The sequence below is a fragment of the Shewanella sp. SM69 genome, from assembly GCF_025653985.1.
GTDB classification, from domain to species: Bacteria; Pseudomonadota; Gammaproteobacteria; order Enterobacterales; family Shewanellaceae; genus Shewanella; species Shewanella oncorhynchi.
In genome coordinates this window covers 159,687-181,835 of the sequence record NZ_JAKKRV010000003.1, presented here as the reverse complement: position 1 = coordinate 181,835, position 22,149 = coordinate 159,687, and the positions used below count along the sequence as shown (strand labels likewise).

Annotated in this window: 19 protein-coding genes; 9 read left to right on the top strand and 10 right to left on the bottom strand. The window is 47.8% G+C overall.

Features of this window, described 5'->3' with window-relative positions:
- The first annotated feature begins 51 nt into the window (after window positions 1-51).
- On the top strand, window positions 52-1,710 hold the full coding sequence (recN, locus tag L5M37_RS06695) for a DNA repair protein RecN (RefSeq protein WP_131523581.1): 1,659 nt from the start codon (window positions 52-54) through the stop codon (window positions 1,708-1,710).
- Window positions 1,711-1,863: 153 nt separating this feature from the next.
- On the opposite strand, the gene L5M37_RS06690 is transcribed toward recN, so the two are convergent.
- The 9 genes from L5M37_RS06690 to glyA form a co-directional block, all read right to left on the bottom strand.
- Window positions 1,864-2,358 (bottom strand): phosphatidylglycerophosphatase A, encoded by a 495-nt coding sequence (locus tag L5M37_RS06690; RefSeq protein WP_263199869.1) that lies wholly within the window; start codon window positions 2,356-2,358, stop codon window positions 1,864-1,866.
- A gap of 15 nt (window positions 2,359-2,373) precedes the next feature.
- Window positions 2,374-3,330, bottom strand: coding sequence for a thiamine-phosphate kinase (gene thiL / locus L5M37_RS06685; protein ID WP_263199961.1), 957 nt, complete (start codon window positions 3,328-3,330; stop codon window positions 2,374-2,376).
- Between the two features lie 78 nt (window positions 3,331-3,408).
- Complete coding sequence (nusB, locus tag L5M37_RS06680; RefSeq protein WP_006082638.1) at window positions 3,409-3,813, bottom strand: transcription antitermination factor NusB; 405 nt, start codon at window positions 3,811-3,813, stop codon at window positions 3,409-3,411.
- A gap of 11 nt (window positions 3,814-3,824) precedes the next feature.
- On the bottom strand, window positions 3,825-4,304 hold the full coding sequence (gene ribE / locus L5M37_RS06675) for a 6,7-dimethyl-8-ribityllumazine synthase (protein WP_006082639.1): 480 nt from the start codon (window positions 4,302-4,304) through the stop codon (window positions 3,825-3,827).
- Window positions 4,305-4,434: 130 nt separating this feature from the next.
- Window positions 4,435-5,538, bottom strand: coding sequence for a bifunctional 3,4-dihydroxy-2-butanone-4-phosphate synthase/GTP cyclohydrolase II (ribBA, locus tag L5M37_RS06670; protein WP_028761388.1), 1,104 nt, complete (start codon window positions 5,536-5,538; stop codon window positions 4,435-4,437).
- Between the two features lie 95 nt (window positions 5,539-5,633).
- Entirely contained in the window at window positions 5,634-6,290 is a 657-nt protein-coding gene (locus L5M37_RS06665; RefSeq protein WP_263199867.1) for a riboflavin synthase, read from the bottom strand.
- Between the two features lie 11 nt (window positions 6,291-6,301).
- Complete coding sequence (gene ribD / locus L5M37_RS06660; protein WP_263199866.1) at window positions 6,302-7,456, bottom strand: bifunctional diaminohydroxyphosphoribosylaminopyrimidine deaminase/5-amino-6-(5-phosphoribosylamino)uracil reductase RibD; 1,155 nt, start codon at window positions 7,454-7,456, stop codon at window positions 6,302-6,304.
- A 119-nt stretch (window positions 7,457-7,575) separates the two neighbouring features.
- Entirely contained in the window at window positions 7,576-8,025 is a 450-nt protein-coding gene (gene nrdR / locus L5M37_RS06655) for a transcriptional regulator NrdR (protein WP_006082643.1), read from the bottom strand.
- Window positions 8,026-8,314: 289 nt separating this feature from the next.
- Window positions 8,315-9,568, bottom strand: a complete 1,254-nt coding sequence (glyA, locus tag L5M37_RS06650; protein ID WP_263199864.1) for a serine hydroxymethyltransferase — start codon at window positions 9,566-9,568, stop codon at window positions 8,315-8,317.
- Between the two features lie 189 nt (window positions 9,569-9,757).
- Between glyA and ettA the strand changes: the two genes are divergently transcribed.
- Window positions 9,758-11,425 (top strand): energy-dependent translational throttle protein EttA, encoded by a 1,668-nt coding sequence (gene ettA / locus L5M37_RS06645; protein WP_259213291.1) that lies wholly within the window; start codon window positions 9,758-9,760, stop codon window positions 11,423-11,425.
- 149 nt (window positions 11,426-11,574) lie between these two features.
- Here the strand turns inward: ettA and L5M37_RS06640 are convergent, their stop codons facing one another.
- Window positions 11,575-12,516 carry a LysR family transcriptional regulator gene (locus tag L5M37_RS06640; RefSeq protein WP_263199860.1) on the bottom strand — a complete coding sequence of 314 codons (942 nt, stop codon included), beginning with the start codon at window positions 12,514-12,516 and terminating at the stop codon, window positions 11,575-11,577.
- A gap of 288 nt (window positions 12,517-12,804) precedes the next feature.
- Here L5M37_RS06640 and L5M37_RS06635 point away from each other — a divergent pair, with 288 nt between their 5' ends.
- The 7 genes from L5M37_RS06635 to L5M37_RS06605 all read left to right on the top strand — a co-directional run bounded on the left by L5M37_RS06635 (window position 12,805) and on the right by L5M37_RS06605 (window position 22,100).
- Entirely contained in the window at window positions 12,805-13,728 is a 924-nt protein-coding gene (locus tag L5M37_RS06635) for an MBL fold metallo-hydrolase (RefSeq protein ID WP_263199859.1), read from the top strand.
- 188 nt (window positions 13,729-13,916) lie between these two features.
- Entirely contained in the window at window positions 13,917-14,609 is a 693-nt protein-coding gene (locus L5M37_RS06630; RefSeq protein ID WP_263186094.1) for a DsbA family protein, read from the top strand.
- 2 nt (window positions 14,610-14,611) lie between these two features.
- Window positions 14,612-15,082: a nuclear transport factor 2 family protein gene (locus L5M37_RS06625; RefSeq protein WP_263186092.1), complete on the top strand. Its 471-nt coding sequence runs from the start codon at window positions 14,612-14,614 to the stop codon at window positions 15,080-15,082.
- A 462-nt stretch (window positions 15,083-15,544) separates the two neighbouring features.
- Window positions 15,545-16,594, top strand: a complete 1,050-nt coding sequence (locus tag L5M37_RS06620; protein ID WP_263199959.1) for a metallophosphoesterase — start codon at window positions 15,545-15,547, stop codon at window positions 16,592-16,594.
- A gap of 248 nt (window positions 16,595-16,842) precedes the next feature.
- Window positions 16,843-17,637 carry a substrate-binding periplasmic protein gene (locus L5M37_RS06615; RefSeq protein ID WP_263199857.1) on the top strand — a complete coding sequence of 265 codons (795 nt, stop codon included), beginning with the start codon at window positions 16,843-16,845 and terminating at the stop codon, window positions 17,635-17,637.
- A 210-nt stretch (window positions 17,638-17,847) separates the two neighbouring features.
- Window positions 17,848-18,957, top strand: coding sequence for an efflux RND transporter periplasmic adaptor subunit (locus tag L5M37_RS06610; RefSeq protein WP_028761398.1), 1,110 nt, complete (start codon window positions 17,848-17,850; stop codon window positions 18,955-18,957).
- A complete protein-coding gene (locus L5M37_RS06605; protein WP_263199856.1) occupies window positions 18,957-22,100 on the top strand; it encodes a multidrug efflux RND transporter permease subunit in 3,144 nt (1,047 codons plus the stop codon). Before L5M37_RS06610 ends, L5M37_RS06605 begins: the two co-directional genes overlap by 1 nt.
- Window positions 22,101-22,149 lie beyond the last annotated feature (49 nt).

Below are 22,149 nucleotides of genomic sequence, written 5' to 3'. Positions count from 1 at the left end.
ATACTGTTTATCAATACAGTGGTTTGGTATGTTTTTCGACAGGAATTCACTATGCTTTGCCAACTCAGCATTAATAACTTCGCTATCGTCCGTTTTTTAGAACTGGATTTTCGCCCCGGTATGACCAGCATCACAGGTGAAACCGGTGCAGGTAAATCGATTGCCATCGATGCGCTAGGCCTATGCCTAGGCAATCGCGCCGATGCCAGCAGTGTTCGTCCCGGAGCCAATAAAACCGAGGTCAGCGCCCGCTTTTCCTTGGATGATATTCCACTGGCAAAACGTTGGTTAGAAGATAACGATCTTGAACTCGATGATGAATGCATACTACGTCGGACCATTGGTAGCGATGGCCGTTCACGCGCCTACATCAATGGGAATCCAGTGCCGCTGACGCAACTCAAATTACTGGGTCAGTTGCTCATCGGTATTCACGGCCAACATGCGCACCATGCGATGTTAAAAAGTGAACATCAACTCACCCTGCTCGACAGTTATGCCAACCACAGATTACTTATCGATACGGTTGCCGCCAGCTTTCAACGCTGCAAGCAAATTGAGGCTGACCTAAAACAACTCGAAGCCTCACAGCATGAACGTATTGCCCGTAAGCAATTAGTGCAATATCAAGTAGAAGAACTCGATGAGTTTGATCTTAAAGTTGATGAGTTCGATGAAATTGAGCAAGAGCACAAACGCTTAGCCAATGGCACTGAGTTGATTGACACCTGTCAAGCGAGCTTAGATATACTCACTGAAGGCGAAGAGAACAACATAGAGTCGTTGCTCAATCGAGTCGTTTCCCTCGCCGAAGATCTGCAAAGCTACGATCCTGCATTAAGCAATATCAACACAATGCTCAATGATGCCTTAATCCAAGTGCAAGAAAGTGCCGGCGAATTACAGCACTATTTGAGTAAGCTTGAACTCGATCCAACCCACTTTGCCTATTTAGAAGAACGGCTATCAAAAGCCATGCAACTGGCGCGTAAGCATCATGTTAGCCCGAATAAACTGGCCGAGCATCATTTAGCATTAAAGGCTGAGCTAAGCACCTTAGACAGTGATGAAAGTAAACTTGAAGAAATTCAGCTTCAAGTCGAGGCAAGTAGAGCCGCTTATCTTAGCAATGCGCAAAAGCTCAGCCAAAGCCGTGCCCGCTATGCTAAAGAACTCGACAAACTGGTGACTCAGTCAATCCACGAACTGAATATGCCTAAGGGTAAATTTACGATCGAAGTCAATTTCCACCCCGAGCAAATGTCAGCCAATGGCAGTGACAATATCGAATTTATGGTAACCACTAACCCTGGCCAACCTTTGCAACCGATTTCGAAAGTCGCGTCTGGCGGTGAGCTCTCACGGATAGGGCTAGGGATCCAAGTGATTACCGCGAAGAAAGTTGCCACACCGACATTAATTTTCGATGAGGTGGATGTCGGGATTTCCGGCCCCACCGCAGCAGTGGTGGGCCGCATGTTACGCAGCTTAGGGGAATCGACCCAAGTACTGTGCGTGACTCACTTGCCGCAAGTTGCGGGCAATGGTCATCAACACATGTTCGTCGATAAATTTAATAAGGCAGGCAGTACTGAGACCACAATGAAATCGCTCGATCGTGAGCAGCGTATCCAAGAGCTTGCAAGACTGTTAGGTGGCGATACTATCACCAGCAATACCCTAGCAAACGCAAGGGAACTGCTGCAATAGTAGTATGGATCAAATAACGAATGAGGTCGCTAAACGCTTGAATCTACACACTGTATATCACAAGCTAAGGGGCTATATCAAAAACTAAGGGTTAGTTGTTGACTATGCTAACTAACATGCCGGGTTAACTATCATGTTAGGTTAGCGATAATGTTAGCTAAAAAACCAGACTAGCCCTTGCAGACAAATAAACGAAAACACGCCCGCTAAGACATCGTCAATCATAATGCCAAAGCCACCATGAACTTTGGCATCGAGCCATCGAATAGGCCAAGGCTTGATGATGTCGAAAAAGCGAAATAGACCAAAGCCGACTAACAACCAACCCCAACCTGCTGGTGCCGCTATCATAGTGATCAGTAGCCCAACCACTTCATCCCACACAATCGCACCGTGATCGTGTACCCCCATATCTTGAGCGGCTTTACCGCAGATATAAAATCCCGCAAATGCGCTCAATAAGGTTAAGCCGATATACCAAGTGAGCGGTAATGGCGCCATCAATAAATAGAGGGGAATGGCTGCTAAGGTACCGAAAGTACCAGGCGCTTTAGCGGCGAGTCCACTACCAAAACCGAGTGCCAAAAAGTGGACAGGATTTTTTAATGACAGGCGCGTTAGCACCTGATCCTTTGACAACCATTTCATTAACATGCTCTTCGCTTAAAAGTGCTCGAAACCGTGATACGGCGGTGTAAACGGCTCACCATTGAGTTGCAACTTGAGCTTACTGCCTGCACAAATTTGTCCAACGCGAACAAACTTTGCTCCAGCATGGCTCAACGCTGTCTCAAGCGCACCTTTTTGCGCTTCAGGAACGGTGAACAGCAGTTCATAATCTTCGCCCCCCGTAAGCGCATAACCTAAGGCATGCTCCTCGCTGACGGTATCTTGCATCGCGCGTGAAAGCGGGATGCAATTAACGTCCACCACAGCACCAACTGCCGAAGCCTTAAGCACATGACCGATATCCGAGATAAACCCGTCGGAAAGGTCGATTGCACTGGAGGCAAGCGAACGCAAAGCTTGGCCCGCTAAGACTCTTGGTGTTGGACGATAATGTCGATTAATCAGGAATTCTTTATGCTCGGCTCTGGCCTGCTGCGCGCCTCGAATGATATCCAGACCTAAGGCCGAATCTCCGAGCGTGCCCGTGACATAAATCCAATCACCCGCTTTAGCACCATGGCGCGTGAGTGCCTTGCCCGGTGGGACTTGGCCGTGCACTGTGATGTTAATCGCCCGTGGACCACGAGTCGTATCGCCGCCAATTAAGGCGATGCCATAGTAATCGGCCGCTTCAAACAAGCCTTCACTAAAACCACTTAGCCAAGTCTCATCGACTTCGGGTAGCGTTAAGGCAAGCGTCATCCACGCGGGTTCAGCGCCCATGGCTGCCAGATCAGATAAATTTACCGCTAAAGCTTTGTAACCTAAGGCAGCGGGAGGCATGTCGGGGAAGAAATGGACATTTTCAACTAAGGTGTCACAGGAGATAGCGATCGACTTGTTTTCTGCGGGTTGCACTAAAGCGCAATCGTCACCGATGCCAAGCTTCACATCACGGCGAGTGGGGCCGCGGTTGCTAAAATAACATTCAATTAATTGGAATTCTTTCACTGTACAGTTTGGCACGACTTACATCGGCCACCTTTGTTAGCAATGAAAAACGGTATCCTAAGATACCGTTTGTCTTTATTACTTGCGTGCAACCAGTTTGTCGAGCAGTCCGTTCACAAACTTATGACTCTCGTCCGCACCGAAAGCTTTTGCCAACTCAATCGCTTCGTTAATCGCGACCTTGTATGGCACATCTTTACGGAAAGTCAGCTCATAGGTCGCTAAACGAACTATGGCTTTCTCTACTGGAGACACTTCATCAATCGGGCGTTCCAGATGCGGGATGATCAGCTCATCCAATTGGGTTTTCTTCGTTGCAACGCCTGAAAATAGCTCACGAAAATAAGCTACATCAACACCGTCGAGACTTTGTTCAGTTAAAAACTCATGCTCGACATCGGCAATATTATTCCCGCTTAGTTGCCATGAATAGATGGCTTGAACGGCTAAACGGCGGGCCTTGCGGCGCTCAGAAGGCTTCATTATTTTTCCTACTATAACAACTGTTGTTCAAGTTCTTGCAGAACATTGACCATTTCAAGCAGGCTTAGAGCAGCTTCGCCGCCTTTGTTACCCGCTTTGGTACCTGAACGTTCAATCGCTTGTTCAATGGTATCAGTGGTCAAAACACCGAAAGCAACAGGCAGATCAAATTCTAAAGCAACTTGAGCTAGACCTTTATTACATTCGCCTGCAACAAAATCAAAATGAGGAGTACCACCACGGATCACCGCACCTAATGCGATAATACCGTCGAATTTACCACTGGCAGCTACGCGACGCGCAGCTAGCGGCAACTCAACCGCACCAGGTACACGGACAACAGTGATATTGTCGTCGCTGACTTGGCCAAAACGTTTCAGCGTGTCAAGTGCACCTTCAAGCAAGCTCTCAACTAAAAAGCTGTTGAAACGCGAAATTACAATCGCAACTTTGGCATTTTTCGCTTCGATATTACCTTGAACTACGTTCATTATCTTACCTAATTTAGCTAAAGCACCCAGCTCGGGGCGAAAAGTGGCGACATGATATCACAGCCAATTGCCCAGAGCCCTATGCAAATTATCAGAAATTGTTAATTTTACTTCAGTGTAACTTTGGGTTTTAGTCCGCCACATACTCAGTCACTTCAAGGCCAAAGCCTGAAAGTGAGTGGTAGCGTTTAGGCGAGCTGAGCAGGCGCATCTTAGTCACACCAAGGCTGGCGAGAATTTGCGAGCCAACACCCACACGGCGCGACGTCCCCTGCCATTTTGCAGAAGCAGGCGCTTGGCCTTGATCTTCGGCTTCAAAGGCTTTCACCTTAGAAAGGATTTCACAGGGATGTTCTTGATTCCCGAGTAAAACCAATACACCACCTTCTGCAGAAATACGCTCCATCGCCTTTTCGAGTGGCCAGCTGCGTTGCTGATCGCGCTCTGAGTGGAGTAAATCGTTGAAGGTATTTTGCAAATGCACGCGCACCAAACAATCTTCTTTCACCTCACCTTTGACTAAGGCAAAGTGCAGTTGATTGTCGATAGTGTCTCTAAAAGTCACCATATCGAACTCACCGAAACGGGTCGGTAATTTACATTTAGCTTCACGCACAACCGTGGTTTCTTTGGTATTGCGATACTCGATTAAAGCCGCGATAGTGCCGATTTTGATGCCATGCAACTCGGAGAAAATCTCCAAATCTGGGCGACGTGCCATAGTGCCGTCTTCGTTCAAAATCTCAACGATAACGCCCGATGGCTCAAGTCCCGCAAGACGGGCTAAATCACAGCCAGCTTCAGTGTGGCCTGCGCGGGTTAATACACCGCCGTCCTGTGCCATTAACGGGAAGATATGCCCTGGTTGCACTAAATCAGACGCTTTAGCCTCTTTAGCCACAGCCGCTTTCACCGTTACAGCGCGATCGTGGGCCGAAATACCGGTAGTCACACCTTCTGCCGCTTCAATAGAAACCGTAAAGTTAGTCGAGAACTGGGCGTTATTATTCGTCACCATTAAAGGCAGGTTTAACTGCTGGCAACGGGCTTTAGTCATGGTCTGGCAAATGAGCCCACGGCCATATTTCGCCATAAAGTTAATCGCTTCTGGCGTTACCATTTCGGCCGCCATGATCAAATCACCTTCGTTTTCTCTGTCTTCGTCATCCATCAAAATAACCATTTTACCTTGACGAATATCTTCGATGATCTCTTCTATACTGTGCAGCGCCATTGTAGGACCTTATGATTTTACTGTTATTATGAAATTCTATACCTAAATAACCTAAGCTGCCGATAAGCTTAAGTTAAATAATCTGCTCCTGTGCACTAACGCACAAAGCCGGCACGGGCTAACATTTCCATGGTGACGCCACCGTTCTTGCTGTCTTTGCCATCATAATTCATCAAACGTTCAAGATAACGGGCGATTAAATCCACTTCGATATTCACCTTATCGCCCGCTTGCAGGTCGATTAACGTGGTTTCCCCTGCGGTATGCGGCACTATGGTCAAGCGGAATCGACTGCCGTCCACTTCATTAACCGTCAGACTCACGCCATCAATGGTGATGGAACCTTTATGGGCAATGTAACGCCCAAGCTCTACGGGTGCGGCTAACCAAAATTCAATGGCTTGACCACGCACTAAGCGTTGCTCAACCGTTGCCATACCGTCAACATGGCCGCTGACCATATGGCCGCCTAAGCGTGTGGTTGGGGTAACCGCCTTTTCAAGATTCACCTTAGTGCCCACGTTGTAGTGAGCAAAGCCGGTTAGACTCACGGTTTCGGCTGAGATATCAGCCACATAACCGTCTGCTAATTGCTGCACAACCGTTAAGCACACACCGTTGGTAGCAATACTGTCGCCTAGACGTACATCGTTTAAATCCAGTTTGCCGCTCGCCACGGTAAGACGAATATCATCGCCTTTACGCTCCAGTTTGCACAGGGTGCCAACGGCTTCAATAATCCCAGTAAACATGGTTAACTCACTTAATTAAATAAAGAAGTATCAAGCTTAACGCTCAAGATTAAACGGGTATCTGGCCCTATTTTGCGCTCATCGACCAACGTGAGTGCAGGAATGTGTGCCATGGTTTGATAATCGGGCAATTGCAGCAGATTACGCCCATGCCCACCGAGGATTTTCATCGCTTGATATAGCACTAACTCATCGGCCAGCCCCTCTGCTAAAAAAGCGCCTGCTAAGGTTGCACCCGCTTCCACCAACACGTGATTACAGCTTTGGCCTAAATAGCTTAATAGTTCAGGCAATGAGACGCGACCTTCAATTGCAGGTAACAGGAGGCAACTCACATGGGAGGGTAATTGCGCTTGAAACTCTGCGGAATAAGCCACGGTCGAGACCAAGAGTATCGGCGATACGATAGCTAAGCAGGCGGCGGATAACGGCAAACGGGCGCGGCTGTCGAGTATCACTCTTAATGGCTGCAGTAATTGCGCCTCGGTTACACTGTCTTTTAAGCTGCCAAGTTCCTGATAACGCACATTAAGTAAAGGAGCGTCTGCCAGTATGGTTTCGATCCCCGTAACTAGCGCGCAGGAACGTAAGCGTAATCGCTGCACGTCGCGGCGAGATTCTGGACCAGTTATCCATTTAGACACACCGTTAGACAGCGCAGTTTTACCATCGAGACTCGCAGCCAATTTGACTGTAACTCTGGGTAAACCCGATTCCATGCGCTTCATAAAGCCTAAATTCAAGGCATAGGCTTCATCGCGATGTAATCCCACATCCACTTCAATACCGGCATCGCGCAGCATTTGAATGCCACGACCACCTACTTGCGGATTAGGATCTTCAACCGCCACCACCACGCGTTTAACGCCAATATTGATCAGCGCCAAGGCACAGGGTGGCGTGCGGCCATAATGGCTACAGGGCTCTAAGGTGACATAGGCCGTTGCGCCGCGGGCGTGTTCGCCAGCCATACGTAACGCATGCACTTCGGCGTGGGGCTCACCCGCTTTTTGATGATAACCTTCGCCGACAATCTGATTATCTTTAACGATAACGCAGCCCACACTGGGATTGGGCCTCGTGGTGTAAAAGCCTTTGCGCGCCAATTGAATCGCGCGGCTCATCATTTGGGTATCGAGTACGGACCAACTTATGTTCAAGCTCATGTTCAACCCTGTTGTTAAAGGTTTCGGCTTTCACCAGTCTTACAAACCTGTCTTTTAAATTTGTGCTTTCACGCCAATCGCTCGTACACGTCTGCCTTGTCGGCGACAAAACTCAATGACTACTTTTGCAGTTTGGCGATGGCTTCGCCAAATTCAGACACGTCTTCAAAGGCACGGTACACGGAAGCGAAACGAATGTAGGCGACTTTATCGAGGCTCATCAATTGCTCCATCATTAAGTTACCGACCATTTCTGACGGCACTTCCCGCTCGCCAGTGGCGCGTAGGGTCGACTTGATTTTGCTGAGTGCTTGCTCGATTTCATCCATAGATACGGGGCGTTTTTCAACGGCGCGTAACATGCCACCTTGGAGTTTTTCTTCATCGAAGGGTTGGCGTGAACCATCGCGCTTAATCACCCTAGGCATGACTAATTCGGCGCCTTCGAAGGTGGTAAATCTTTCATGACATTCGGTGCATTCTCGGCGACGGCGCACTTGGTGGCCTTCTGCCACTAATCGGGAATCGATGACTTTAGTATCTGTCGCGCTACAAAATGGACAATGCATTGAGCCTCCTGCCAGTGAATGCGAGTAAAGCGTTAATGGCTTTACCTGTTAAAATCTCAGCCAAACACAATGGATTTAAGCCTAAGATTTTACCAATAAAAATGGCCGCTAAATGCGGCCATGGGATTTTATCCTATTTATGGGCTGAGGTTAACTACCTGAGCTTAACAACCTAATGTTAACTACTTGATGTTAAGTACCTGATGCTAAATACCTGATGTGATAAGTATCAAGTCTGTCGGCGGTCAATCTCGGCCATTCATCTACTAAACGTAGATGCATAGGCAAATTAGCCGTAAACAGGGAAACGTGCGCAAAGTGCCAATACTTGGTCTTTAACACGCTCAATCACAGCAGGATTGCTTGCATCATCAAGGATGTCACAAATCCAGCCCGTCAGCTCTTTCGATTCCGCTTCTTTAAAGCCGCGGCGCGTAATGGCTGGCGTACCGATACGCACACCAGAGGTCACAAAGGGTGAACGTGGATCGTTTGGCACTGAGTTTTTGTTCACAGTAATGTTAGCGCTACCTAAGGCGGCATCGGCTTCTTTACCCGTTAAGTCACGACCAATCAGATCAACTAGCATTAAGTGGTTGCTGGTTCCGCCAGAGACGATTTTGTAACCGCGCTCAAGGAACACTTCAACCATAGCTTTAGCGTTGTTAACCACTTGCTGTTGGTAAACTTTAAATTCTGGCTCTAGGGCTTCTTTGAACGCCACCGCTTTACCGGCGATAACGTGCATCAATGGGCCACCTTGACCGCCTGGGAATACCGCAGAATTCAACTTTTTGTACAAGTCTTCATCGTCAGCAGCAGATAGGATCACGCCACCACGAGGACCCGCTAAGGTTTTGTGGGTCGTAGATGTCACAACGTGCGCGTGTGGTACTGGGTTTGGATAAACGCCCGCAGCAATAAGACCGGCAACGTGCGCCATGTCGACAAATAAATAAGCACCGATTTTGTCTGCGATTTCACGCATTTTTGCCCAATCAACGATACCTGAATAGGCAGAGAAACCACCGATCATCATCTTAGGCTTGTGTTCTATGGCAATACGTTCCATTTCGTCGTAGTCGATTTTGCCAGACTCGTCGATACCGTAAGGAATGATGTTGTACAGTTTGCCAGAGAAGTTAACCGGTGAACCGTGGGTCAAGTGACCACCGTGGGCTAAGTTCATGCCCAGTACGGTATCGCCAGGTTTTAACAATGCCATGTAAACCGCGCTGTTTGCCTGTGAACCTGAATGAGGTTGTACGTTAGCGTAAGTTGCGCCAAACAGTTCTTTCGCACGTTCAATCGCTAAGGTTTCAACTACGTCCACATACTCACAACCACCATAGTAACGCTTGCCTGGATAGCCTTCAGCGTACTTATTGGTTAACTGTGAACCTTGCGCTTCCATCACGCGTGGACTGGTGTAGTTTTCAGAAGCAATCAGCTCAATATGCTCTTCTTGACGCAGAGTTTCATTCTGAATTGCCTTAAACAGTTCCGGATCATAATCTGCGATATTCATATCTTTTTTCAGCATTGCTTACTCCAGCTGCCAATTCTTATAGGTAGGGTTGCGCGGTATTCTACTCGGAACGCGGTCACAATCCCAGTATTTGAAACATGAAATTCCTGCAGATAGTGCTTGAACTTGGCTCATTGTCGAGTTGAGTTCGGCGCGCAATCGAGTAGAATTAGCCGCATCATTAGTCACTTAAGATAGAGAAAAATGGCTCAGTTTGTTTACAGCATGCTGCGGGTGGGTAAAATTGTTCCGCCTAAGAAGCAGATCCTTAAAGATATTTCTTTAAGCTTTTTCCCCGGCGCCAAAATTGGCGTACTCGGTCTCAACGGTTCAGGTAAGTCGACACTACTGCGCATTATGGCGGGTATCGACACCGAAATTGAAGGTGAAGCGCGCCCAATGCCGGGATTGAAAATCGGTTACCTGCCGCAGGAACCTAAACTCGATCCGAATCAAACCGTGCGTGAAGCGATTGAAGAAGCGGTAGCAGAGGCAAAAAATGCCCTGACTCGCCTCGATGCCGTTTACGCAGCCTACGCCGAGCCGGACGCCGATTTCGACGCCCTTGCAAAAGAGCAAGGTGAACTCGAAGCCATTATCCAAGCCCAAGATGCCCATAACTTAGAGTACGTCCTTGAGCGCGCCGCCAACGCCCTGCGTCTGCCAGATTGGGATGAAAAAATCGAAGTATTATCCGGTGGTGAACGTCGCCGCGTAGCGATATGTCGTTTGCTGCTTGAAAAACCAGAAATGCTGTTACTGGACGAACCCACCAACCACTTGGATGCTGAATCTGTGGCGTGGCTTGAGCACTTCTTGCAGGAGTATGCTGGTACTGTGGTCGCGATTACCCACGACAGATACTTCCTCGACAATGCCGCTGGCTGGATTTTAGAACTCGACCGCGGTGAAGGTATTCCGTGGGAAGGTAACTATTCTTCATGGCTTGAGCAGAAAGATGCCCGTCTGAAGCAAGAATCAGCCACAGAAAGCGCTCGCCAAAAGACCATTGCCAAGGAATTGGAATGGGTACGTCAAGGCGCGAAAGGCCGCCAGTCTAAAGGCAAGGCCCGTATGGCACGCTTTGAAGAACTGAACACTAACGATTACCAAAAACGTAACGAAACCAACGAGCTGTTTATTCCGCCCGGACCTCGTTTAGGTGACAAGGTTATTGAAGTGAATAACCTGACCAAATCTTACGGTGACCGCGTTTTGATCGACAACCTGTCGTTCTCTGTGCCTAAGGGCGCGATCGTCGGCATTATCGGTGCCAACGGCGCGGGTAAATCGACCCTGTTCCGCATGTTATCCGGCGCTGAAACGCCAGACAGCGGCAGCATTGAGCTAGGTGAAACTGTGCAACTGGCCTCGGTTGAGCAGTTCCGCGATTCGATGAATGATAAGAACACCATTTGGGAAGAAATCTCCGGTGGTCAAGACATCATGCGTATCAACAACATGGAAATCCCGAGCCGTGCCTATGTAGGCCGCTTCAACTTCCGTGGTGGCGATCAGCAAAAAATCATCGGCACTCTGTCGGGCGGTGAACGTAACCGCGTGCATTTAGCCAAACTGCTGCAAGCAGGCGGTAACGTATTATTACTCGACGAACCCACCAACGACTTAGACGTTGAAACCCTGCGCGCACTGGAAGAAGCGATTCTGGAATTCCCAGGTTGCGCTATGGTGATTTCGCATGACCGTTGGTTCCTCGACCGTATCGCGACCCACATTCTGGATTATCGCGACGAAGGTCAAGTGAACTTCTACGAAGGTAACTACACAGAATACTCGGCATGGTTGAAGAACACCTATGGCGCCGATGTGGTTGAGCCACACCGCTTGAAATACAAGCGCATGATTAAGTAGATCTAGAATCTAGAATCTAGAATCTAGTCAAGCATGTATCTGAGGAGTTTAACTCGAAAGGGTTAAGCTCCTTTTTTATGGCATCCCGTTACGCTATAAGTGACGCAAGCTTTGGCACTATTTCAAGCTAACACTATTTTAAACTGGCACTATTTCAAACTAGCAAAATAGGCCACCAGCATGTCCATCATCACCCTAAGTGCAGGCTGCATATGTTTGCGGGATTGATACACGCCATACACACCGAGGGACTGAGGCTTAAACTCAGTTAATAAAGGCACTAGCTGACCCGAGTCTAAATAGGGTTTCGCCGCCCAAACGGGCTGCATGGCAATCCCCTCACCTGCCAGCGTGGCATTGAGCACCACCATTGAATCATTGGCGCTAAAATTCCCATTCACAGGCACGTTAAACGCCTGACCTTGGTTTGACTTAGGATCGGAGTTCAACGCTTGAGCCTGTTTCGGCCCTACATCGGTTTTATAAAAGCGCCACATCACATCGCCAAAATAAGAATAGGTTAAACAGTTATGCTGAGTTAAATCCTCGGGATGCAGCACGGCGGCGCGCGCGGCAAGATAACTCGGTGCGGCGCATACCACAGACTCACACTCCCCTAAGCGCCTAGCGATAAGATTGGGATCGAGTTCATTGGTGATGCGAATAGCCAGATCAATACGCTCGGCGACTAAATCGACGGTTTGGCTGCTCACGTGGAAATTCACGCTCGCCTGCGAATAACTGGCTAAATATTGCTGTACCACGGGCGCTAAAATCTGATGCGCCAAAAACTGGGAGCAACTAATACGCAACAAGCCCCGCGGAATCGCCACAGCGGCGTGGCTTACCGCAGGTACTTCGTTAGCCAGTTCGAGCAGCCGATGGCAATAGTCCAGCACTTGCTCACCCGCGGGCGTTAAGCTGAGGCTACGCGTCGAGCGATGCAACAACCTAGCACCAGACCATTCTTCCATTTCGCTCAAGTAACGGGTCACCATAGAACGCGACATATCTAAGGCATTGGCGGCGCTTATCATGCTGCCGCGCTCAACAATAGTCACAAACACCTTAGCCGCTTCGAGTCTATCCATGATTTATCTCCACTCGCGTTCAATCAATAACGTTCAATCAATAACGTTTAATCACTCACTTTCAAATCACTCGAAGGTTCACTCACATACTCACGTCACCACATGAATAATAACTAAGAGTACACGCAGCCATTCGTCCGATTAATGCAACAAACATGGGCAGATACTCGCATTTATCTATTGATTATTGCAACCTATACTTAACTCACTTTTTGCAGCAGCTGCAAATCAATGAATGCTAAATCGAACCTTTTACTCTTTCACCCTGTGACTATAAGTGAGCCCCAAATGAACACATCGACCTATGCAATACGTAACACAGTTAACGCCACATTGAAGGCCTCGTCTAAAATAAGCCTAGCCGCCACCTTGTTGCTAGCAGGACTTAGCGCGGTCAATGCTGCGCCATTGCAAGTGAGCCATTTTAATCCGGGCGAAAACAGCATCTTTGCCGTGTCATCGATCTTTATCAGCGGCGAACACGAAATGATGCTAGTCGATGCGCAATTTCAAAATAACGATGCCCAAACATTGGTCGACACCATTAAGGCCAGCGGTAAAAAGCTGACTCAGGTGTATATCAGCCATAGCGATCCTGATTTCTATTTCGGCTTAGCCGTGATTAAAAAGAATTTCCCCGATGCACAAATCGTCGCGACTCAAACCACTGTCGATGCGATTAAAGCCTCAATGGAAGGCAAACTCGCCTACTGGGGGCCGATTTTAAAAGATAATGCGCCAAGCGAATTAGTGTTACCTAAGGCGATTCACAGTGACACTTTTACTATCGACGGTGAGCAAGTGATTATCAAAGGTTTTAATGATAAACACCCTAAACACACTTTCCTGTGGGTGCCATCGGCAAAAACCATTACAGGTGGCGTGGAAGTATTTGATAACACGCATGTTTGGATGGCTGACACTCAAACAGCCTCTGAGCGTCAGGAATGGTTAACCCATTTAGATGCAATGGAAAAACTGCTGCCGACCACAGTGATCCCAGGGCACTATTTAGGCAAAGCGCGATTTAATACCCACGCCATCGGTTTTACTCGTGAATATGTAAAAGCCTTTGAAATCGCTGCAAAAGCCTCGAAAGATTCAGCTGAATTAATCCAAAAGATGCTGGCGCTATACCCACAAATGCCAGCCGATGCAGGGCTTGAGATCAGCGCCAAAGTTTACATGGGCGAAATGACCTGGCCTATGTAAGCCCAGCCATATCTATCTAGGCGATTAGATACAAGCATTTAAGTGCAAATAGTTAAAGACAGGCACGTGAGCGATTGCGTGCCATTTTTTAGCTAAATAACGGTACCAACCTAACTATTTTAATCGATTTTCTCAAAGGGTTTAAGTCGCTAATGTCGCGACGAACTTAAGCCAAAAGGTTTAACACTATGACTCAGCCAACAACTCATTCAGCAAATTCAGTCAACAGCGCACAGGCTGCCAAAGAGCGCACTCTGCACGCCATTATCGACCCTTTATGTGGTTGGTGTTATGCCGCAGCGCCTTTACTCGATGCCGCCGCAAAAGCAGGCTTTACCATTAAGCTCCACGGCGGCGGTATGCTCACGGGCCCAAGACGTAAACAAATCGATGCTAACTGGCGCGACTATGTTATGCCCCACGATCTGCGTATTGCCGAGCTAACTGGACAACCTTTTGGGGAAAACTATTTTGATGGTCTGCTGCGCGATACCACAATCGTACTCGACTCGGCGCCTCCTATTAAAGCCATGCTCGCAGTCGATGCTATGGGTGGCGACAGTTTGGCCTATCTACACTCAGTACAACTGGCCCATTACCGTGATGGTCACAGCGCCAGTGATGAAGGTAATCTCGCAAGGTTAGCCGCTGAACTTGGGCTCGACCCTATAGGCTTTGCGCAACATTATGCCCAAGGTGAAGACAAGCTATATGAGCATATTGTTGAATCCAGAGCATTACTGAATCTGATGGGTGCCCAAGGCTTCCCTTCAATGGCTATAGAGGATGATGACGGCAACATCACCGCCATTAATATCAACCGCTTTTATGGCCAACCCGCCCAGTGGTTAAGCCATCTTGAAGCACAGTTTGAGTCGTAATCATGCCAACGCTTAATAGTGTTCCAACAAGCTCTTTAGTGAGTGAGCCTGCTCAGTTAAATCTTATCGAAACAGCAAGGCAAACTGATGCGAATCTTGCACTTGTCAAAAGTACTTACGAGGGACATAGCTCAGCCGAAAATGCTAAAAATCTTGAGCATGCACTGGCAAATGACGCACGCTGGACAGAGGCGGCAGGTTTTCCCTATGCGGGCACTTACATAGGTTTTAGCGCGATAGCCGCCAATGTGTTCGCCCGCCTCGAAAAAGAATGGAATAACTATCGCGTCGATATCGAAGACTATGTGGCGCAGGGTGATAAGGTTTTTGCCTTCGGCACTTATTCAGGTACCTATGTCAAAACGGGCAAGTATTTTAGCGCCCGAGTCGCCCATTTATGGAAAATACACAGCGGAAAAATCGTCAGTTTCGAGCAGTTTGTTGATAGTTATACCGTCGTCAATGCCATGTAACTGCCAATACAATGTAACGACAGTCATGCACTTATAGACATGCAATGATGGAATCACTGAATAATGAGGCGGGCAAGTTTAATTTAGCCCGCCTCACGACTTGCCGATGATAAGCCTTATCCGTATGATTTAGTATTTTCAATAGGTTGAGCACTTGACATTAAGTACTTAAGATTAAGCACTTGCGATTAAGCGTTTGGATTAAGCGCTTGAAATTGAATTCGTCACGCTGCACGTTCGAAGACTCATCAACTTAAGTGTCTAAAATGACAAAATAAATAACTAAAACAAGAACAAGGATGCGGTCTAATGCAAATCAATTCGATGCCAGTCGGGGCTCACCCAATCATGCTATCTATGACGTGACTTAGCCGAGCCAGCCAATGGATACTCAAGCAACATAGAAAATTCACGCCCCTGTTATGGCTTGTCACCGCACTCCCCTTTACCTCACTTGCGTTTATCTCACTGACGACCAATGCAAGTGAAACTGATACAGAGTTAAAAATTCAAGAAAGCAGCATCACCGATGGCCCTTATGTGTTTTTAGATGATGCTCAAAAAGACACAGCCTATTGGATTTGCCAAAGCGAGCTAAAACAAACAAGGATTGCGAAGGCGCAGTTAACTCGCCCTGCCAGTTGCGGTGAATTACCCCAACCGCACCTTTATACACAAGCTGTCACGGTTGAGCCAGATACCTTCACCCATGTCAGCAAAATTGTCGCCCTTAGCGATGTACACGGCCAGTTTGATGTAATGATTAACTTGCTAAAAGCCCATCAGATTATCGACAAAGATAACCACTGGGCCTTTGGTGACGGTCATATGGTGATGACGGGCGACATGTTTGACCGTGGTCATCAAGTCAATGAAGTATTGTGGTTTTTATATACCTTAGATCAAGAAGCCCAAGCTGCGGCCGGACGCTTACATCTACTCATGGGCAATCACGAGCAAATGGTGTTTCGCGGCGACTTACGCTACGTCAACGAACGCTATCAAGTCTCGGCAGATTTACTCAAACGCAGCTACGATGCGCTCTACAACAAAGACACCGAAATAGGCCAATGGCTTCGCAGCAAACATACCTTAGTCAAAATCAATAATATCTTGTTTATGCACGGTGGCATCAGCCCTGAATGGGTCGAGCGTAAATTAAATATCAGCGATGCTAACCAATTATTTCGTCAGCATTTAGATGATAAAAAAGCCGATTTAAAGCAAGACGATTTACTCAACTTTTTGTTTTTTACCAATGGTCCAACTTGGTATCGTGGCTACTTTAAAGATGAACTGAAAGAGTCGGATATCGATAGCATACTGAGCTATTTCAAGGTCGATCATATCGTCGTAGGGCACACATCGCAGGAACAAGTACTTGGGCTTTATCATAATAAAGTCATTGCGATAGATAGCAGCATTAAGAATGGTAAATCCGGTGAGCTGTTACTTATCGACGCTGGAAAACTCCGCCGAGGTTTGTATCAGGGTGAGCAGGTTTCGCTATAACCTGCCTCGCTAAAATCCTTTGCCCCAATACGTGAATGAGCTAGCGCCTTAATCCATAAATTCGCTGGGGCAAATAAGGCATGAATGAGCAAGGGTAAAACGGGCGCACGCCATGGTTCTCAATCGGCACAACGCTCAATCGTATGGCTCTCAACATGCACCCATCTTAATATCCATAAGTTCGCCTGTTTTAATTAACTCTGACTATACTCAAGCCAAGTGCGACTCACCTAAGTGCTGGAGTAGAAATGGGGAAGAAATTACTCACATTATCTAGCTTTTGCTTGTTTCTATTCAGCTTCTATCCCCCAGCATTTTCGGGCAGGGAACTCCAATTAGTCGCCACTAACTATCCTCCTTTTTATGCCGATGCCTTACCTGAACAGGGCGGCGTTGCGCAAGTCGTCAAAGAAGCTTTTAAACGTCAAGGTTACACTGCCAGCCTCAAGTTTTATCCCTTCGCCCGCGCGGCTTTACTCGTTAAAACTGGCCAAGCTGATGGCATCATTGGGCTCTGGTATCGTAAAGAGCGCGAGCAATGGGCCCAATATTCTGCGCCTATCCAACCCGTACAAATTGTGTTTTATAAACGTAAAGATTCACCGCTGAGTTTCAGTCAACTTTCAGATCTTAAACCTTTCACTATTGGTATAGGTCGCGGTTACGCTAATCCACCAGAAATCTTCGCCGCGGGGCTCACCACAGAGGAAGGAAATTCGGATGAGATGAATCTCAAAAAGCTGTTTTTAAAGCGTATTGACTTAGTCTTGATTGGCCATAACTTAGCGAGGTATTTAATTAAAAAAGGACCAAGTGAATATGAGGGGGCCTTTGAGCAAGTCGGCCAACCCATAGCGACTGAGGTATTTCATTTAGGGATCTCTTTGGCTGTAGCGGATCATCCGCAGTTAGTGACAGATTTTAATCAAGGTTTAGAGAGTATGCGCCGCGATGGACGATTAGCGGCAATTTTAAGCCAATATCCTCAGGTTGAAACGACTCAAACGCCGATTGAAAAAACGCGAACGGAAGTCCATCCCTAAAGTCCGTCCAGCTTTTAAAAAGCAATAACAGCACAAAAAAACAGCACAATTCTCGTTGAATTGTGCTCAATGCTCAAAAAACACAATTTCTTTCATTTTCGTTCGCTTACCTTTACAAACTTTTACCCAACTGGCGTACGTTATTCACTAGAATAGCGCCATTAGAGCGATTACCTTTTTAAACTGCCTTTGCGCGAGATAATAATTACAATGAAAAAAACCATTATTGCCATTGCCCTGCTTGCGATTATCGCCACAGCGGTGAGTTTTAGTGATGTCCTTCAAGCGGCTAAACCCGAGAACGCGCCACATCTTATGCGTACCGTTCCTGTGGTCACGGGTGAAGTGATTGAATATCCATTAGCGCAATCTATCTCTCTTATCGGCAAACTCGCGGCTGAACGTGCAGTGATCATTGCACCGCAAGTCACAGGTAAGATTAAACAAGTCGCAGTGACCTCAAACCAAGCGGTAAAAAAAGGCCAGTTACTGATCGAACTCGATGATATGAAAGCCCAAGCCGCCGTCGCCGAGGCCAATGCTTTCCTCAATGATGAAAAACGTAAACTCAAAGAATTTGAAAAACTGATCAGCCGTAACGCCATTACCCAAACCGAGATTGACGCACAAAAAGCCAGTGTTGATATCGCCCAAGCACGCTTATCCTCCGCCCAAGCAGATTTACATTACCACTCGCTGATAGCGCCTTTTGCAGGTAATACTGGCCTGATTAATTTCAGCGAAGGCAAGATGGTCAGCATGGGCACTGAGTTGATGTCGCTAGATGATTTGTCCAGCATGCGCCTCGACTTACAAGTGCCTGAGCATTTCCTATCGCAACTGAGTATTGGTATGCAAGTATCAGCCACCAGTCGCGCTTGGCCGAATGAAATCTTTACTGGCAAAATGGTAGCTATCGATCCCCGCGTCAATGAGGAAACCTTAAACCTCAAAGTACGAGTGCTATTCGATAATCCGAAGAAACGCTTAAAACCGGGCATGATGATGTCGTCAACCATCACCTTCCCTGCGATTTCAGCACCTATGGTGCCAGTGCAAGCTCTTGAATATTCAGGAACTAAACGTTACGTATACGTAGTTAGCGCCGACCACATTGCCCACCGCACAGAAGTGACACTCGGGGCACGTATCGATAACCAAGTCTTAATCGAAAGCGGTTTAAACATAGGTGACAAAGTCGTGGTACAGGGCTTAGTCAATATGCGCGATGGACTGCAAATCAATGAAGTCACGCTCGATGATAAAGCCTCAGCCCGTGCGACAGAGCTTTCAGGTCCTAAAGCAACGGAGACGAAATAATGTGGTTATCCGATGTTTCGGTTAAACGCCCTGTCGTTGCCATCGTTTTAAGCTTACTGCTGTGTGTATTTGGCATAGTGTCGTTCACTAAACTGTCGATACGGGAAATGCCCGACGTCGAAAGCCCAGTGGTCACCATCAGCACCAGTTACTCGGGTGCGTCGGCGGCGATTATGGAAAGCCAGATCACTAAGACTTTAGAAGATGAGCTAACAGGGATCAGTGGTATTGACGAAATCACCTCGACCACACGTAACGGTAGCTCGCGTATCACAGTTAAATTCCTCCTAGGTTGGAACTTAACCGAAGGAGTCAGCGATGTGCGTGATGCAGTGGCCCGCGCCCAACGCAGACTCCCTGAAGATGCAAAAGACCCCGTCGTCTCAAAAGACAACGGCTCCGGCGAACCCTCTGTCTATGTGAACTTAAGCTCGAGTGTGATGGACCGCACTCAATTAACGGACTACGCCCAGCGAGTACTCGAGGACAAATTCAGCTTAATCAGCGGTGTGAGTTCTATCAGCATTTCCGGCGGCTTGTATAAGGTCATGTACGTCAAGCTCAGACCCGAACAAATGGCAGGACGTAATGTCACCGCAACGGATATTATCAACGCCCTGCGTAAAGAGAATATCGAAACGCCCGGCGGCCAAGTGCGCAACGACACCACAGTGATGTCGGTGCGTACCAAACGCTTGTACTACACGCCGAAGGATTTTGACTATCTTGTAGTGCGTACCGCCAGCGATGGCACGGCTATCTACTTAAAAGATGTCGCCGATGTGGCTGTTGGAGCACAAAACGAAAACTCGACCTTCAAAAGCGACGGCATAGTTAACATCAGTTTAGGCATTATTGCCCAGTCCGATGCCAACCCTCTGCTCGTTGCCAAAGAAGTACATAAAGAAGTTGATCGCGTACAAGACTTCCTGCCCGAAGGCACTAGCCTAGTGGTCGACTTCGACTCGACCGTATTTATCGACCGCTCGATTAACGAAGTGTATAGCACCCTTTATGTCACGGGCGCCTTGGTCGTACTCGTGCTGTATATCTTCATTGGACAAGCGCGAGCAACGTTAATCCCAGCGGTGACGGTTCCAGTATCTTTGATCTCGGCATTTATCGCCGCCAACATGCTAGGTTATTCGATTAATCTACTGACATTGATGGCATTAATCCTCTCCATCGGTCTAGTGGTCGATGATGCGATTGTGGTGGTCGAGAACATTTTCCACCATATCGAAAAAGGCGAAGAGCCCTTACTCGCCGCCTACAAAGGTACTCGCGAAGTGGGCTTTGCCGTTATCGCCACTACGGCGGTACTGGTGATGGTATTCCTCCCAATTTCATTTATGGAGGGCATGGTCGGGCTACTATTTACCGAGTTCTCCGTGATGCTGGCGGTGTCAGTGCTGTTCTCCTCCTTAGTAGCACTCACACTTACGCCTGTACTGAGCAGTAAATTACTCAAAGCCAACGTCAAACCGAATCGCTTTAATCGTTGGGTCGACAGCGGCTTTGCTCGCATGGAAAGCGTTTATCGTGTCGCCGTGACTCGAGCGATTAAATTTCGTCTACTCGCACCGCTAGTCATCCTCGCTTGTATCGGCGGCAGTGCTTGGTTAATGCAACAAGTACCGACACAGCTCGCGCCGCAGGAAGACCGCGGCGTGTTGTTCGCCTTTATTAAAGGCGCCGAAGGCACCAGTTATAACCGTATGACAGCCAACATGGACATAGTCGAAGACAGGCTCATGCCCTTGCTAGGTAAAGGTGTGCTGCGATCCTTCAGCGTACAAGCTCCCGCCTTTGGTGGCCGTGCTGGCGATCAAACTGGCTTTGTCATCATGCAGCTAGAAGATTGGGAACACCGCGATGTGACAGCGCAGCAAGCCCTTGGAATTATTAGCAATGCCTTAAAGGATATTCCAGATGTAATGGTTCGCCCTATGATGCCAGGCTTTAGAGGGCAATCGAGCGAACCCGTGCAATTTGTACTTGGTGGTTCGGACTATGCCGAACTGTTTAAGTGGGCGCAGATATTGAAAGAAGAGGCTAACGCTAGCCCTATGATGGAAGGGGCTGACTTAGACTACGCAGAAACAACGCCAGAACTCATTGTTACTGTCGATAAAGAGCGCGCCGCAGAACTGGGGATCAGTGTCGACCAAGTATCGGAAACCTTAGAAGTCATGCTGGGTGGCCGCACCGAAACGACCTTTGTTGATCGAGGCGAAGAATACGATGTGTATTTACGCGGTGATGAAAACAGTTTCAACAATGTCGGTGACCTGAGCCAAATCTACATGCGTTCCGGTAAAGGCGAATTAGTGACGCTTGATACCGTGACCCATATCGAAGAGATTGCTTCGGCACAAAGATTAAGTCACACCAATAAGCAAAAATCGATCACCCTCAAGGCTAACGTCAGTGAAGGTTACACCTTAGGTGAAGGCTTAAAGTTTCTTGATGCTAAAGCCATTGAATTATTGCCTAAAGATATTTCCATTGGTTACACGGGCGAATCCAAAGACTTTAAGGAAAACCAAAGCAGTATCTTCATCGTATTTGGTTTGGCCTTACTGGTCGCTTACTTAGTGTTAGCCGCGCAGTTTGAAAGTTTTATCAACCCATTAGTGGTGATGTTTACTGTGCCTATGGGCGTGTTTGGTGGTTTCTTAGGTCTATTGCTCACCAGTCAAGGGATCAACATCTACAGTCAGATAGGCATGATCATGTTAATTGGTATGGTGACCAAAAACGGTATCCTTATCGTGGAGTTTGCTAACCAATTGCGTGACCGCGGCTTTGAACTCGATAAAGCCATTATCGACGCTTCATCCCGTCGTTTGCGGCCAATCCTAATGACAGCCTTCACCACCTTAGTGGGCGCTGTACCGTTAATTTTCTCGACGGGCGCAGGCTCAGAAAGTCGTATCGCTGTGGGTACTGTAGTGTTCTTTGGTATGGCATTCGCCACCTTTGTGACACTACTCGTCATCCCTGCCATGTATCGATTAATCTCGGCAGCGACCCATTCACCGGGTTATGTTGAAGCTAAGCTTGAAGCGGCAATTAAAGCACAAGAGTTAGCGGCCCAAGAGGCGGCGGCAAAGCAGCAGGAGCTTGCATCTAAAGCCTAACGCTACTCATAGCTGTTGATAATCACATAACAAAAAGCCAAGGCACTGA

Coding starts and splice junctions, on each gene's coding strand:
- recN (WP_131523581.1), top strand. CDS start 52: ATGCTTTGCCAACTCAGCATTAATAACTTCGCTATCGTCCGTTTTTTA.
- L5M37_RS06690 (WP_263199869.1), bottom strand. CDS start 2,358: ATGAAATGGTTGTCAAAGGATCAGGTGCTAACGCGCCTGTCATTAAAA.
- nusB (WP_006082638.1), bottom strand. CDS start 3,813: ATGAAGCCTTCTGAGCGCCGCAAGGCCCGCCGTTTAGCCGTTCAAGCC.
- ribE (WP_006082639.1), bottom strand. CDS start 4,304: ATGAACGTAGTTCAAGGTAATATCGAAGCGAAAAATGCCAAAGTTGCG.
- ribBA (WP_028761388.1), bottom strand. CDS start 5,538: ATGGCGCTGCACAGTATAGAAGAGATCATCGAAGATATTCGTCAAGGT.
- L5M37_RS06665 (WP_263199867.1), bottom strand. CDS start 6,290: ATGTTTACTGGGATTATTGAAGCCGTTGGCACCCTGTGCAAACTGGAG.
- ribD (WP_263199866.1), bottom strand. CDS start 7,456: ATGAGCTTGAACATAAGTTGGTCCGTACTCGATACCCAAATGATGAGC.
- nrdR (WP_006082643.1), bottom strand. CDS start 8,025: ATGCATTGTCCATTTTGTAGCGCGACAGATACTAAAGTCATCGATTCC.
- glyA (WP_263199864.1), bottom strand. CDS start 9,568: ATGCTGAAAAAAGATATGAATATCGCAGATTATGATCCGGAACTGTTT.
- ettA (WP_259213291.1), top strand. CDS start 9,758: ATGGCTCAGTTTGTTTACAGCATGCTGCGGGTGGGTAAAATTGTTCCG.
- L5M37_RS06640 (WP_263199860.1), bottom strand. CDS start 12,516: ATGGATAGACTCGAAGCGGCTAAGGTGTTTGTGACTATTGTTGAGCGC.
- L5M37_RS06635 (WP_263199859.1), top strand. CDS start 12,805: ATGAACACATCGACCTATGCAATACGTAACACAGTTAACGCCACATTG.
- L5M37_RS06630 (WP_263186094.1), top strand. CDS start 13,917: ATGACTCAGCCAACAACTCATTCAGCAAATTCAGTCAACAGCGCACAG.
- L5M37_RS06625 (WP_263186092.1), top strand. CDS start 14,612: ATGCCAACGCTTAATAGTGTTCCAACAAGCTCTTTAGTGAGTGAGCCT.
- L5M37_RS06615 (WP_263199857.1), top strand. CDS start 16,843: ATGGGGAAGAAATTACTCACATTATCTAGCTTTTGCTTGTTTCTATTC.
- L5M37_RS06610 (WP_028761398.1), top strand. CDS start 17,848: ATGAAAAAAACCATTATTGCCATTGCCCTGCTTGCGATTATCGCCACA.
- L5M37_RS06605 (WP_263199856.1), top strand. CDS start 18,957: ATGTGGTTATCCGATGTTTCGGTTAAACGCCCTGTCGTTGCCATCGTT.